General features: G+C 70.9%; 16 protein-coding genes and 1 riboswitch. Of the genes, 7 read left to right on the forward strand and 9 right to left on the reverse strand.

All coding sequences use genetic code 11. The features are described 5' to 3' along the window. On the reverse strand, positions 1-351 hold a 351-nt coding region (locus VF330_RS20070; RefSeq protein WP_330853161.1), incomplete at its 3' end, for a hypothetical protein. A gap of 105 nt (positions 352-456) precedes the next feature. Beyond that, positions 457-2,253, reverse strand: coding sequence for a proteasome ATPase (gene arc, locus VF330_RS20075; protein ID WP_330853162.1), 1,797 nt, complete (start codon positions 2,251-2,253; stop codon positions 457-459). A 717-nt stretch (positions 2,254-2,970) separates the two neighbouring features. On the opposite strand from arc, the gene VF330_RS20080 reads away from it, so the two are divergent. Both VF330_RS20080 and VF330_RS20085 read left to right on the forward strand, forming a co-directional pair. Continuing rightward, positions 2,971-3,840, forward strand: coding sequence for a hypothetical protein (locus tag VF330_RS20080; protein ID WP_330853163.1), 870 nt, complete (start codon positions 2,971-2,973; stop codon positions 3,838-3,840). 94 nt (positions 3,841-3,934) lie between these two features. Then, positions 3,935-4,717, forward strand: coding sequence for a hypothetical protein (locus VF330_RS20085; protein WP_330853164.1), 783 nt, complete (start codon positions 3,935-3,937; stop codon positions 4,715-4,717). A 57-nt stretch (positions 4,718-4,774) separates the two neighbouring features. On the opposite strand, the gene VF330_RS20090 is transcribed toward VF330_RS20085, so the two are convergent. Continuing rightward, positions 4,775-5,599 (reverse strand): tRNA (adenine-N1)-methyltransferase, encoded by an 825-nt coding sequence (locus tag VF330_RS20090; RefSeq protein ID WP_330853231.1) that lies wholly within the window; start codon positions 5,597-5,599, stop codon positions 4,775-4,777. A gap of 15 nt (positions 5,600-5,614) precedes the next feature. Further along, positions 5,615-6,733 (reverse strand): site-2 protease family protein, encoded by a 1,119-nt coding sequence (locus tag VF330_RS20095; protein WP_330853165.1) that lies wholly within the window; start codon positions 6,731-6,733, stop codon positions 5,615-5,617. Positions 6,734-6,827: 94 nt separating this feature from the next. Between VF330_RS20095 and VF330_RS20100 the strand changes: the two genes are divergently transcribed. Beyond that, entirely contained in the window at positions 6,828-7,673 is an 846-nt protein-coding gene (locus VF330_RS20100) for a RecB family exonuclease (protein WP_330853166.1), read from the forward strand. Continuing rightward, positions 7,670-8,434 (forward strand): thioesterase family protein, encoded by a 765-nt coding sequence (locus tag VF330_RS20105; RefSeq protein WP_330853232.1) that lies wholly within the window; start codon positions 7,670-7,672, stop codon positions 8,432-8,434. Before VF330_RS20100 ends, VF330_RS20105 begins: the two co-directional genes overlap by 4 nt. Positions 8,435-8,494: 60 nt before the next feature. Here the strand turns inward: VF330_RS20105 and VF330_RS20110 are convergent, their stop codons facing one another. From VF330_RS20110 to VF330_RS20120, 3 genes are read right to left on the reverse strand one after another with little or no spacing between them, the layout of a single operon-like run. Then, on the reverse strand, positions 8,495-8,806 hold the full coding sequence (locus VF330_RS20110) for an antibiotic biosynthesis monooxygenase family protein (protein ID WP_330853167.1): 312 nt from the start codon (positions 8,804-8,806) through the stop codon (positions 8,495-8,497). Then, positions 8,803-9,663 (reverse strand): ATP phosphoribosyltransferase, encoded by an 861-nt coding sequence (gene hisG, locus VF330_RS20115; RefSeq protein ID WP_330853168.1) that lies wholly within the window; start codon positions 9,661-9,663, stop codon positions 8,803-8,805. The genes VF330_RS20110 and hisG overlap by 4 nt, the downstream gene beginning before the upstream one ends. A 13-nt stretch (positions 9,664-9,676) precedes the next feature. After that, positions 9,677-9,940 carry a phosphoribosyl-ATP diphosphatase gene (locus VF330_RS20120; RefSeq protein WP_325511161.1) on the reverse strand — a complete coding sequence of 88 codons (264 nt, stop codon included), beginning with the start codon at positions 9,938-9,940 and terminating at the stop codon, positions 9,677-9,679. Between the two features lie 108 nt (positions 9,941-10,048). Here VF330_RS20120 and VF330_RS20125 point away from each other — a divergent pair, with 108 nt between their 5' ends. The 3 genes from VF330_RS20125 to VF330_RS20135 all read left to right on the forward strand — a co-directional run bounded on the left by VF330_RS20125 (position 10,049) and on the right by VF330_RS20135 (position 11,922). Next, entirely contained in the window at positions 10,049-10,699 is a 651-nt protein-coding gene (locus VF330_RS20125; protein ID WP_330853169.1) for a (2Fe-2S)-binding protein, read from the forward strand. A 48-nt stretch (positions 10,700-10,747) separates the two neighbouring features. Next, positions 10,748-10,922, forward strand: a riboswitch (cobalamin riboswitch). A gap of 33 nt (positions 10,923-10,955) precedes the next feature. Then, complete coding sequence (locus tag VF330_RS20130; protein WP_177229632.1) at positions 10,956-11,144, forward strand: CbtB domain-containing protein; 189 nt, start codon at positions 10,956-10,958, stop codon at positions 11,142-11,144. A 16-nt stretch (positions 11,145-11,160) separates the two neighbouring features. Beyond that, entirely contained in the window at positions 11,161-11,922 is a 762-nt protein-coding gene (locus tag VF330_RS20135) for a CbtA family protein (RefSeq protein ID WP_330853170.1), read from the forward strand. On the opposite strand, the gene VF330_RS20140 is transcribed toward VF330_RS20135, so the two are convergent. Further along, positions 11,919-12,575 carry an HAD family phosphatase gene (locus VF330_RS20140; RefSeq protein ID WP_330853171.1) on the reverse strand — a complete coding sequence of 219 codons (657 nt, stop codon included), beginning with the start codon at positions 12,573-12,575 and terminating at the stop codon, positions 11,919-11,921. The genes VF330_RS20135 and VF330_RS20140 overlap by 4 nt on opposite strands. After that, the gene (locus VF330_RS20145) at positions 12,568-12,819 is read right to left on the reverse strand and encodes a hypothetical protein (RefSeq protein WP_330853172.1); all 252 of its coding nucleotides are present in this window, start codon (positions 12,817-12,819) and stop codon (positions 12,568-12,570) included. Before VF330_RS20145 ends, VF330_RS20140 begins: the two co-directional genes overlap by 8 nt. Between the last annotated feature and the right edge of the window lie 22 nt (positions 12,820-12,841).

The following is a 12,841-nucleotide window of genomic DNA, read 5'->3' on the forward strand; positions in this document are numbered from 1 at the left end:
CTCGAGGCTCGTGTCGTCGTCCCAGACCAGGCCCGTGCGACCGGCGACGTACCTGGTACCGGGCGCGCCGGCCTCGCCCTTCGAGACGGTGAACCCGTTGCCGTGGACTCTGCAGACGATCATCGCGTCGGGGGTGACGCCCGCCTCCACGACGTGGTCCCGCACGCGTTGCAGCGTCCCGAGCACGTATCCGAGCGGCCGCTGGCAGCTGCGGTCCGCCTGGGCCCGCATCGACTCGATCGACAGCGGCACCGGTGTTCCCGCGACGGCGAGCGGGTCCGCCACGTCACGGCCGTAGGACAGCGCGGCGGCGACCCCGAACGCACCCAGCAGGTACCAGACGGTCCTCATGTTTCCCCCTGAACGGGATCTTAGGGCCGTGGGTGCCCCCGCCGGGTGGAAACGCGGAACCGCCCCGGCCAAGAAGCAGCCGGGGCGGTTCGATCACAGCGGGTCCTACAGGTACGTGCCGGTGTTCGTGGCCGTGTCGATCGCGCGGCCCGTGTCCTGGTTCTTCCCGGTGACGAGCGTGCGGATGTAGACGATCCGCTCGCCCTTCTTGCCCGAGATGCGCGCCCAGTCGTCCGGGTTCGTCGTGTTCGGCAGGTCCTCGTTCTCGGCGAACTCGTCGAGGATGGCCGCCTGCAGGTGCCGGACGGAGAGTCCGGGCTGCTTGGTGTCGAGCAGCGACTTGATCGCCGCCTTCTTGGCCCTGTCGACGATGTTCTGGATCATGGCGCCGGAGTTGAAGTCCCGGAAGTACAGGACCTCCTTGTCACCGTTGGCGTAGGTGACCTCCAGGAACCGGTTGTCCTCGGACTCCTCGTACATGCGCTCCACGGTGTGCTGCACCATGCCCTCGATGCAGGCCTTCGGGTCCCCGCCGAACTCGGCGAGGTCGTCGGCGTGCAGCGGGAGGTTGGGCGTCAGGTACTTGTTGAAGATGTCCTTCGCGCCCTCGGCGTCCGGTCGCTCGATCTTGATCTTCACGTCGAGGCGGCCGGGGCGGAGGATCGCCGGGTCGATCATGTCCTCGCGGTTGGAGGCGCCGATGACGATGACGTTCTCCAGGCCCTCGACGCCGTCGATCTCGGCGAGGAGCTGGGGCACGATCGTCGTCTCGACGTCGGACGACACACCGGAGCCACGGGTGCGGAAGATCGAGTCCATCTCGTCGAAGAACACGATCACCGGGGTGCCGTCGGACGCCTTCTCGCGAGCCCGCTGGAAGATCAGGCGGATGTGCCGCTCGGTCTCACCGACGAACTTGTTGAGGAGCTCGGGGCCCTTGATGTTGAGGAAGTACGACTTCGCCTGCTTGTCGGTCTCGCCGCGGATCTCCCGCACCTTCTTGGCCAGCGAGTTCGCCACCGCCTTGGCGATGAGCGTCTTGCCGCAGCCGGGAGGGCCGTAGAGCAGCACGCCCTTGGGCGGGCGCAGCTCGTACTCGCGGAACAGGTCGGCGTGCAGGAACGGCAGCTCCACGGCGTCGCGGATCTGCTCGATCTGCCGGGAGAGGCCACCGATGTCGTTGTAGTCGATGTCCGGGACCTCCTCGAGCACGAGGTCCTCGACCTCGGCCTTGGGGACCCGCTCGTAGGCGAAGCCCGCCTTCGAGTCGACCAGCAACGAGTCGCCGGGCTTGAGCGGCGAGTCGAGCAGCGGCTGGGCGAGCCACACCACCCTCTCCTCGTCCGCGTGACCGACGACCAGCGCGCGGCCGATGAGGCCGTCTCCCTCGTCGAGGAGCACCTCCCGGAGCGCGCAGACCTCACCGGACCGCTCGAACCCGCCGGCCTCGACCACGGTCAGCGCCTCGTTCAGGCGCACGGACTGGCCGAAGTCCAGCTTCTCCGGCTCGACCGCGGGGGACACGGCGACGCGCATCCTGCGGCCGGACGTGAAGACGTCCACCGTCCCGTCGTCGAAGCGCGCCATGAAGACGCCGTACCCGCTGGGCGGTTGGGCCAGCCGGTCGACCTCCTCACGCAGCGCGAGAAGCTGGCTTCGTGCTTCGCGGAGGGTGTCTATGAGCTTCGTGTTTCGCTCGGTCAGCTGGCTGACGCGCTCAGTCGCCTCAGCCAAGCGCTGCTCGAGCAACCGCGTGTGCCGCGGCGACTCGGTCAGCTTGCGACGCAACGACGCGATCTCGTCCTCGAGGAACCTGATCTGCGCTGTCAGCTCAGCAGAAATGTTGCCCTGGTTCAGCTCGCCACCCTCATCGGGTTGGCTGCCGGGATGACCGTGCTGCATGTCGGCACCCTCCTCCCGTGTTCGTACCGATTACGGTACCGGCGATCACCGACAAAATGGGGTACCCACAACATCATCTTCGCTCGTGTGACGCAACGGCAAGGCCTCCAACGGGGGTCGGCTGCTCCATCTCGGTGTCAGGTCCAGGTGCCCACCGGCTACCGTGCGTCTCTGTGGCGACCACCGGCGTTTCGCACCGCGACACGCCGCCGACCTGCGAGAAGCCCGGGATGAGGGGGTCATGGGAGCACCTGCGCCGGTGCCCGGTCCCCACCGTCCGCGACCACCCTCGGGCGACCGCGGACACGCGTGGTGGGGTTCACGAGGCGCGGACGAGCGGCGATCCACCGCCGTCCCACCAGGTGGACCACTGGTTGATCCGTTCGGTGGTCACGCACCGCGACCCACTCCGTCCGGGCTCGGCGGAGGCCGCTCGCGGGCGGGCCTCCGGCAGGACCGGCGGGCGTGCGGCCAACCGGGTGGTTCCGCGGACGCGTCCGGAGGACCACCCCGACAGCGCAGAGCATCGCACTCGAATCCCGGTGGAGTTGCCGCAATCGTTATCAGACATGGCCTTCACGTGACCGGAAGGAAACTTGAAGTGATGTGCGCGACCACCCGCGCGCGTGTCGGCCGGTCCCATTCGGCCGCGAGCCGGTCGGTGGAGTACGACAATGTCCTGGGAAAGACCACCTCATCCGCATCGGGGGAGTTTCGATGACGTACCCGCCGCAGCAGCCCGGGCCCTACGGGCAGCAGCCGCCGCCCGGCGGGCCGTACGGGCAGCAGCCGCCGCAGCAGCCGGGTCACGGCCAGCAGCCGCAGCCCGGATACGGCCAGCCGCAGCCCGGATACGGTCAGCAGCCCGGCCAGTACGGCCAGCCGCAGCAGGACCCGTTCGGCCAGCAGGGACCGCAGAGCGGCGGTTTCCCGCAGCAGGGGCAGTACGGCCAGCCCCAGACCGGCCCGTACGGGCAGCCGCAGACCGGTCAGGGCCAGTACGGGCAGCAGCCCTACGGCCAGCAGCCCTACGGCCAGCCCGGCCCCGGCGGGTTCGGCGGCCCGCCGCCGAAGAAGAGCAGGACCGGCCTGGTCGTCGGCGTGGTGATCGCCGTGCTGGTGCTCGTCGGCGGCGGCATCACGGCGGCGGTCCTGTTCAGCGGCAACGGCTCGGACAGCTCGTCCAGCTCGTCGTCCTCCGGCGGCGGTGACGACGCGGCCGACGTCAAGAAGGTCGCGGAGGAGTACTACGCCGCGAGCGCCGCCAAGAACGAGAGCAAGGCCAAGTCGATGGCCTGCTCCGAGGCCCTCAAGGAGGCCGAGGAGGCGGAGAAGAAGCTCACGCCGGAGCAGCGCAAGCTGACCGAGGAGCTCAAGAAGATGCCCTCGCCGAAGGTGAACGTCAAGGACGTGAAGGTGTCCGGCGACACCGCGGACGTCGGCGTCTCCACCACCGTGACGGTGGGGAACCAGTCCAAGACGTTCGACACCACGGTGAAGTTCAAGAAGGAATCGGGCGACTGGAAGTTCTGCACGCTCGCCAAGGACATCAAGCTGCCGGACTTCCAGGTTCCGACGACCCGGTGACCTCCGGCACGCCCAGGGCCCCGCTGAACTCGGCGGGGCCTTTTGCGGCCGGGCCACGGTCGCATTGTTCGCACAACCGCATCGGGGGAATTCGATGACCTACCCGCCGCAGCAACCGGGCCCGTACGGGCACCAGCAGCCGGGCCACGGCCAGCAGCCGCCACCCGGCTACGGCCAGCCACAACCGGGGTACGGGCAGCAGCCGCCACCGCCGCCGGGCTACGGCCAGCAGCAGGGCTACGGTCCCGGACCCGGCCAGCCGGGCCCGTACGGACAGCCGCAGCCCGGTCAGCCGGGGCCCTACGGCCAGCAGCAGCCCGGCTTCGGCGGCGGGTACGGGGGTCCCCCGCCGAAGAAGAGCAAGACCGGCTTGGTCGTCGGGGTCGTGCTCGGCGTCCTGGTGCTCGTCGGCGGTGGCGTCACGGCGGCGGTGCTGCTGACCGGCGACGACGAGCCCAAGTCGTCCACGGCCGCGGCCGAGAGCGGCACGAACGGCGGTGACACGCCCGCCCCGACGTCGAAGAGCTCGTCGAGCGGCGGTGACTCGGCGGCGAAGGACGTGGCGGAGGAGTTCACCGAGATCGTGCTGAAGGGCGCCCGCGCGGGCAACAGCAACCCCGCCGACGTCAAGGACCTCGTGTGCGCGGCGGAGTTCCCCAAGCTCAAGACGCAGTCCGGCAAGGCCCAGCCGAGCGCGACGGCCACGGTGTCGGACGTCAAGACCTCCGGCAGCAGCGGCACGTTCACCCAGAAGCTCTCCGGGCTCGTCGATCCGAACAACCCCGGCAAGACCTCCTCGGGCAGCATCGTCTACAAGCTGACCAAGGAGGGCGGCGACTGGAAGGTGTGCGGCATCGAGAAGGTCGAGTCCAACTGACCTGACGGCGACGACCCGCACCCGTGCGGGTGCGGGCCGTCGCCGTGCTCGGGGTGCTCAGCCCTTGCTGGGGCGGCGCTGCGGCTTCGGGGCCGTGACGCCGGGCGCGAGCTTGCGCGCGGTCAGCAGGAACGCGGTGTGCGCGATCATCCGGTGCTCCGGGCGCACGGCGAGACCGACGACGTGCCACGGGCGGACGAGCGTCTCCCACGCGTGGGGCTCGGTCCAGCACGTCTGCTCGCGCAACGCCTCCGTGACCACGGACAGCTGTGTGGTGGTGGCGACGTACACGACGAGGACGCCGCCGGGGATGAGGTTCTCCGCGATCGTGGGCAGCACCTCCCACGGCGAGAGCATGTCGAGGATGACCCGGTCGACCTCGCCCCGGTGGTTCTTCACGTCGTCGACGGTGATCGACCAGTTGCCGGGGCGTTCGCCGAAGAACGTCTCGACGTTGCGGATCGCGTGGACCGCGTGGTCGTCGCGCACCTCGTAGGACTGGACGCTGCCCTTCTCCCCCACCGCGCGCAGCAGCGAGCACGACAGCGCGCCGGAGCCGGCGCCGGCCTCCAGGACGCGGGCGCCGGGGAAGATGTCGCCGTACATGACGATCTGCGCGGCGTCCTTGGGGTAGATGACCTGCGCGCCCCGCGGCATCGACAGCACGTAGTCCGGCAGGAGCGGGCGCAGCGCCAGGAAGTTCGTGCCGCCCACGGACGCGACGACCGAGCCCTCCGGCTGCCCGATGAGCAGGTCGTGCGGGATGGCGCCGCGGTGGGTGTGGTACTCCTTGCCGGGCTCGAGGACGACCGTGTAGTGCCGGCCCTTGGGGTCGGTCAGCTGAACCCGGTCACCCGGCTGGAACGGTCCACTTGCGCTAATCACCGCGCAATGGTGTCAAACGCCCTTCTCAATGGCCGCACGCAGGTCCTCCCTGCGCAGCACGCCCGCCGGGCGCCCCTCCAGGTCGACGACGAGGAACTGCCACGCGGCGGTGCCCTGGACCCGTTCCACGATCTCCTCGCCCGGCTCGTCGGCGAGCAGCACGGTCTCGGGCCGGATCGGTTCGGCGGCCTGCTCCGCGGGGGCGAACGGGCTGGCGGCGGCGAGCTTCTCCGCCGCGACGGTGTCGAGCAGCCCCGCCGCGACGCCGTCGGCCCTGACCAGCACGACGCCCCGGCCGGCCGAGGTGCTCAGCGCGTCCCTGACGGGACTTTCCGCCGGCAGCTGGAGAACGGGCAGGATGAGGTCGTCCAGGGTGATGCCCGCGGGCCAGGTGCGGCGCCGTTCGCTCGCGAGCTCGCTGCGTGCTCCGGCGACGACGACCCACGCCGTGAGGACGCACACGCCGAAGCGCAGCCAACGGTCTTCCGCGCCTTCCGCGACGCCGTAGAGCGCCCACACCACCAACGCCACAGCGACGGCGAACCCGCCGACCACGGCGACACGCGTGCCCGTCGCCCGTTGGCCCGTCGCGGCCCACACACCCGCACGGACGATGCGCCCGCCGTCGAGCGGGAGGCCGGGCAGCAGGTTGAAGATGGCGACCACGAGGTTCGCGCCGGCCACCTGCACGACCAGCAGCCACAGCAGACCGCCGGGCGTCATCGCGAACCCGCCGATGCCGAAGACGACGGCCAGCGCGATGGACACGACCGGTCCCGCGCCCGCCACGACGCCTTCGTGGCTGGGTTTGCCGGGTGTGCGCATGATCTCGGACAGGCCGCCCAGCAGGTACAGGCGCAGTCTCCTGACCGGCAGCCCGAGCCGCAGCGCCGCGACGCAGTGGCCGAGCTCGTGGGCCAGCACGCTCAGGCCCAGGAAGACAGCGAACAACGCGGCGACGGCGAGGCCGGCGCCGGGCGGCGTGCCGGGGGCCAGGTCGTCGACGAGCGGGGCGTAGAAGGCGACCACGATCGCCGAGCCGATCCACCACGAAGGCGCGAGCAGCACCGGGATGCCCGCCACCCGGAACAGCAGCAGGCCGCTCTCCCGTTCACTGATCCGCGCGGCCACGGGAGCACTGTAGAGCCGCGGGTGTGATCTCGCGGTTCGGTGACCCGGACGGGCGGCCTCCGGAATTGTCAGACCCCTGTCCTAGGGTCGAACCATGAGCACCACGTTGCGCAGGCCCGCGCTGTCGCCGTCCAGGGCGGGGGACTTCAAGCAGTGCCCGCTGCTCTACCGCTTCCGCGCGGTCGACCGGCTGCCGGAGAGGCCGACGAAGGCGCAGGTGCGCGGCACGGTGGTGCACGCGGTGCTGGAGGACCTGTTCGCCCTGCCCGCCGCCGAGCGCGTGCCAGACCGCGCCCGCACGATGATCGTCCCGGCGTGGGAGCGCGTGAAGTCCGAACGCCCGGAGTTCGCCTCGCTGTTCGAGGTCCCCGGCGGCGAGGAGGAGGCGGAGTGGCTGGCGTCGGCCACGAAGCTCCTCGACGGCTACTTCGGCCTGGAGGACCCGCGCCGCCTCGAACCGGAGTCGCGCGAGCTGCTCGTGGAGTCCGAGCTCCCGTCCGGCGTCCTACTGCGCGGCTACATCGACCGCGTGGACGTCGCCCCGACGGGCGAGATCCGGGTCGTGGACTACAAGACCGGCGCCGCGCCGCGCGAGATCGGCGAGGCGAAGGCGTTGTTCCAGATGAAGTTCTACGCCCTGGTGCTGTGGAAGCTGCGCGGCGTCGTCCCGCGCCAGCTCCGCCTGATGTACCTGGCCGACCGCCAGGCCCTGGCCTACACGCCGGACGAGTCGGAGCTGGCCCGCTTCGAGCGCACGCTGGACGCCATCTGGCAGGCCATCATGCGCGCCGCCCCCACCGGCGACTTCCGCCCGAACCCCAGCCGCCTGTGCGACTACTGCGACCACAAGGCCTTCTGCCCGGCCTTCGACGGCACCCCGCCGCCGTACCCGGGCTGGCCGGAGCCCGACGACACCGAGCCGCTGCAGGACCGCGACTGATGACCGCCTTCTACCTGCCGCTGGGCGACGACGCGTTCCGCTCCACCTCGCACACCGTCGGCCCGTGGGGCCCGGACAGCCAGCACCTGGGCCCGCCCTCGGCCCTGCTGGTCCGCGCCCTGCTGGCGTTGCGGCCGTCGTTGTCCCGCGTGACGTTCGAGGTGCTGGGCCCGGTCCCGGTGGCCGACCTCGAGGTGTCCACTTCGGTCGAACGCCCCGGCCGTTCGGTGGAGCTGCTCTCCGCCGCGCTGTCCTGCGAAGGCCGCGTGGCACTGACCGCGCGGGCGTGGCACATGGTCGGCTCCGACACCACGGCGGTGGCCGGCGGCACGGGAAAGGCGTTGCCACCGCCCGGTTCGGCGGCACCGATGGAGATCCCGGACCACTGGGGCGGTGGCTACCTCGCCGCCGTCGAATGGCTTTCCTTGTCCGGCGGCATCTTCACGCCGGGCGACGCCCGGGTGTGGGCCCGCCCGCGCGTCGCCGTCGTCGAGGGCTTCGAGACTTCGCCGGTGGAGCGCCTGTTCGCCGTCGTCGACTCGGCCAGCGGCGTCTCGTCCCGTGTGGACATCCGCAAGTGGTACGCCATCAACACGGACCTGACCGTGCACCTGCACCGCCAGCCCTCGGGCGAGTGGATCGGCATGGACGCGCGCACGACCATCGGCCCGGACGGCGTCGGCGTGGCGACCAGCGAGGTGCACGACGCCGACGGCCCGGTGGGCACGTCGGCGCAGGCGTTGTTCGTGCGGGAGCGCTGACTCTCAGCCTCTCCGGTCTTCTTTCGCTCTCGGCGGGATCAACCGCGAGAACTACTGGGGTCAGACCACCGACGACGAGGTGCTCAGAGCGCTGGAGTAGTGCTCCACCACCGGGAACGGCGAGTAGAACCGGTGCAGCAACGACGACCACCGCTCGTAGGAGGGCCCCTGCCGGAACCCGACGGTGTGCGCCTCCAGCGACTCCCACCGCACCAGCAGCAGGTAGCGCGACGGCGTCTCCAGGCAGCGCAGCAGTTCCAGGCCGAGGAAGCCCGGCGAGGCGCTGATCAACGACCGCGCCTCGCCGAACGCCCACTCGAACTCGTCCGAGAGCCCCGGAACGACGTCCAGGACGGCCTGCTCCAGGATCACAGGCGGCAGAACCTGATGTCCGACGCCAGGACGGCCTTGGCGCCGATGGCGGCCAGTTCGTCCATCACCTGGTTCGCTTCCTTGCGCGACACCATGGCGCGCACGGCCACCCAGTCCTCGTCGGCCAGGGGCGCGACGGTCGGCGACTCGAGGCCCGGGGTCAGCGCGACGGCCTCGTCCAGGATCGAGCGCGGGCAGTCGTAGTCGAGCATCAGGTACTGCTGGGCGAACACGACGCCCTGCAGGCGGGCCGTCAGCTGCTTCTTCGCCTTCGTCAGCTCGGAGTTCGCGCGGTGCACGAGCACGGCCTCCGACTCGCAGATCGGGTCGCCGAACGGCACCAGGTCGTGCTGGCGCAGGGTGCGGCCGGAGCCCACCACGTCGGCGATCAGGTCGGCGACGCCGAGCTGGATGGAGATCTCGACGGCGCCGTCGAGGCGGATCACCTGGGCCGTGATGCCGCGGGCGCGCAGGTCGCGGCCCACCAGCTTCGGGTACGCCGTGGCGAGGCGCTTGCCCTGGAGGTCCTCGACCTTCCAGTCCGTGCCGCGGGGGCCGGCGTAGCGGAAGGTCGACGAGCCGAAGCCCAGGGCCAGCAGCTCCTCGACGGACGAGCCGTTGTCGTCGGCGCCCGAGTCGGCGGCCAGGTCGCGGCCGGTGATGCCCAGGTCGAGGTCGCCGGACGCCACGTAGATCGCGATGTCCTTGGGGCGCAGGAAGAAGAACTCGACGTCGTTGTTCGGGTCGAGCACGGTCAGGTCGCGGGGCTCGTGCCGCTGCCGGTAGCCGGCCTCGGTGAGCATGGCGGAGGCGCGTTCGGCGAGCGCGCCCTTGTTCGGGACTGCTACGCGCAGCATGTGGAAGTCTCTTTCAGAGGTACTTGTAAACGTCTTCGAGGGTGAGGCCGCGGCCCAGCATGAGCACCTGGAGGCGGTAGAGCAGCTGCGAGATCTCCTCGGCGAGCTTCTCGTCGGACTCGTACTCGGCGGCGATCCAGACCTCGCCCGCCTCCTCCAGGACCTTCTTCCCCTGCGCATGGACGCCGGCCTCGAGCGCTGCGACGGTGCCGGACCCCGCCGGCTTGGTGGCGGCTCGTTCGGTCAGTTCGGCGAACAGGGAGTCGAAGGTCTTCACGACACGACATCCTCCCATCCCGCGGACCCACGTCCACACCGCGGTCGGATCCGTCCCATGCCCTGGACGTGATTTGTCCTGCATGGACACCCAGTAGCGTGAACTTCCGTGTCCGAACTCGCCGAGGTCCTCGCCGCGCTGCGCCGGGTGCGCGGGATCAACCCGTTCTTCGCGCTCGACGTGGGCCGTCCGGACGAGTCCTGGCTGCCGGGAACCGCGCTGCTCGAGGGCCCGGACCTCAAGAACACGATCGACGCCATCGCGATCCGGTACGAAGCGGAGGAACCGCGCGTCGCGGCCAGCCTGTTCTTCCTCAGCTACACCGCGCGGCTGCTCAGCCCGCTCACGGCCGCCGGCCTGCCGATCGACGTGCGGCCGGAGAACCTCTGGTGGCGCCACGACCCGGCCGGCGGCCTGAGCGTCCGCGTCGACCTGCCGCGGCTGGGCCCGCCCGCCGCCGAGGCGCTCGCGCCCGTGGTCGAGGCCATCCAGGACGTCACCCCGGTGTCGCGCGGGCTGTTGTGGGGCAACGCGATGTCGAACATCGCGGGCGCGCTGAAAATGGTCGTGCGCGCGGGCATGCTCACGGCCGAGGAAGCGGAACTGCGCGGTGTGCGGCTGATGACCGCGCCGCCGTTCGAACAGGCGGGAGAATTCTTCTCGATCCCCGGCGAGGTCGCGTTCCGCCGCAGGAGCTGTTGCCTCTACTACCGCGTCGCCGCAGGTGGGAAGTGTGGTGACTGTCCACTCGTGAAGTGAGGAACGCAACAACTCTTATGGCCGGTTGTGCTCGGCGGGCCGCTCAACTTACGGTGCACGCGCCGCAGTGACGGGAAGCCGGTGGAAATCCGGCGCGGTCCTCGCCACTGTGACCGGGAAGCAACCCCCGCCGAGCACGTCACTGGTCCCCGCCGGGGCTGGGAAGACGCGGGGTGAGCGGTGATCCGGGAGTCAGGAGACCGGCTGCGGCGCCGCAAGGAGAGTTGACCTTCCACGAGGTATGGAGGAGCCCGTCATGACGAGCCCCGCAGCAAGCCTGTCCGCCGTCCGCGTGCCCAAGTGGGCCTTCGCCGTCTCACTGCTCGGCCTGATCGTCACCTACCTGGTCCTGCAGGAGAACGGCCTCGCGCTCGGCGCGGGTTCCGAGTTGCTGCACGAGTTCTTCCACGACGGCCGCCACGCCCTCGGCGTCCCCTGCCACTGATCCGCCGATCACGCAGATGACGACGACGTACAAGTCGATCGCACTGCGCGGGATCGCGGCCGGCGGCATCGCCGGTGCCGCCTCCGCGCTCGTGCAGCTCCTGGTCACCGAGATCCCCATCCGCGCCGCCCTGGCGGTCGAGGAGGCGCGGGAACCCGCAGGTGACGGTCACGCGCACTCGCACGGTGAGGAAGAGCTGGTCAGCCGCGGCGCCCAGGTCGCGGGCGGCATGCTCGGCGTGGTGATCGTCGGCATCGCGGTGGGCCTGGTGTTCGCCACGGCCTACGCGCTGTCGAAGCGCTGGTTCACCGACCGCACGCCGTTCAGCCGCAGCCTCGCGTTCGGCGTCGCGGTGTTCGGCGCGGTGGCGCTGCTGCCGTGGCTGAAGTACCCGGCCAACCCGCCCGCCGTGGGCGACCCGGACACCGTGGACTACCGGACCGCGCTGTACCTGGGCGTGGTCGTCGCCGGCCTGGCGATCGTGTGGGGAGCGAGCCGGCTCGCCGAGCAGCTGCGCGCGCAGTCGCAGCCGGTGCGCGTCACCGGTGTGCTCCTCGCGGTGGTCGCGGCCGTCGCGGTGGTGCTCGTGGCGTTCCCCGCGCCGCCGGACACGATCCCGGCGGACATGCCGGTGGCGGTGCTGTGGCAGTTCCGCCTCAGCTCGCTCGCCCAGCTGGCCACGCTCTACGTCGGCATCGGCGTGGTGTTCGGCCTGCTGGTGGACCCGGCCACGCGCAGGGCCAAGGCCGAGCGCGTGACCGCTTCGCAGACTGTCTAGAGCGCCTTCAGCACGTCGAGGTCGACGCCGGTGAGGGAGTCGCGGAACACCCGCCGCTCCCCCGCTGGCACCTCGACGTCGCACGGCACGACCAGCACGGTGCACCCGGCGGCCACGGCCGCGGCGACACCGGTCGGCGAGTCCTCGACCGCCACGCACTCCACGGGATCCACGCCGAGCAACCGCGCGGCCTTCAGGTACGGCTCGGGCAGCGGCTTGTTCAGCCCGTCCACCTCGTCGCCGCACACCGTCACGTCGAACAGGTCGCGGCCGATCGTGTCCAGCGCCACCTCGGTCAGCGCGCGCTCGGTCGACGTCACCAACGCCATCGGCACGCCCGACGCACGCACGGCGCGCAACGCCTCCTGGGCGCCCGGACGCCACGGCAGGCCGGCGCGGAACACCTCCTCGGTGCGGCGCGAGATCCACGCGGCGCCGTCCACCAGGTCCTCCGCGGAGGGGTCGAGGCCGACGTCGGCGAACAGCAGGCGCATCGTCGTCGGCACGTTCGTGCCGACCATGCGCTCACGGGTCTCCAGCGACAGCGTGCCGCCGAGCTTCTCCGCGTACTCGTAGAGCGGGATGTCCCACAGCTTCTCGGAGTCGAGCAGCGTGCCGTCCATGTCCCACAGCACGGCCTGCAAGTCAGACATCGAAGTACTTCGCCTCCGGGTGGTGCGCCACGAAGGCGTCGGTGGACTGTTCCGGGTGCAGCGGGAGCCCTCGCGGACCCGCTCGTGCCGGTGCCAGGCCGGCGCTTCGGCGAGCCGGCCGCGGTCCGTGGACTTCCCGGTGCCCACGATACGCGTTCCGGCCGGGCGGCTCGCGGGCGTGGCCGGTGATCGTCACGCGGTTGACCAGCGCGTCCCGCGACGGCGACGCTCCGCGACCACGCATGGGCCAAGCCTGCGATGACTTG

This window comes from Lentzea sp., assembly GCF_036380075.1.
Lineage (GTDB): Bacteria > Actinomycetota > Actinomycetes > Mycobacteriales > Pseudonocardiaceae > Lentzea.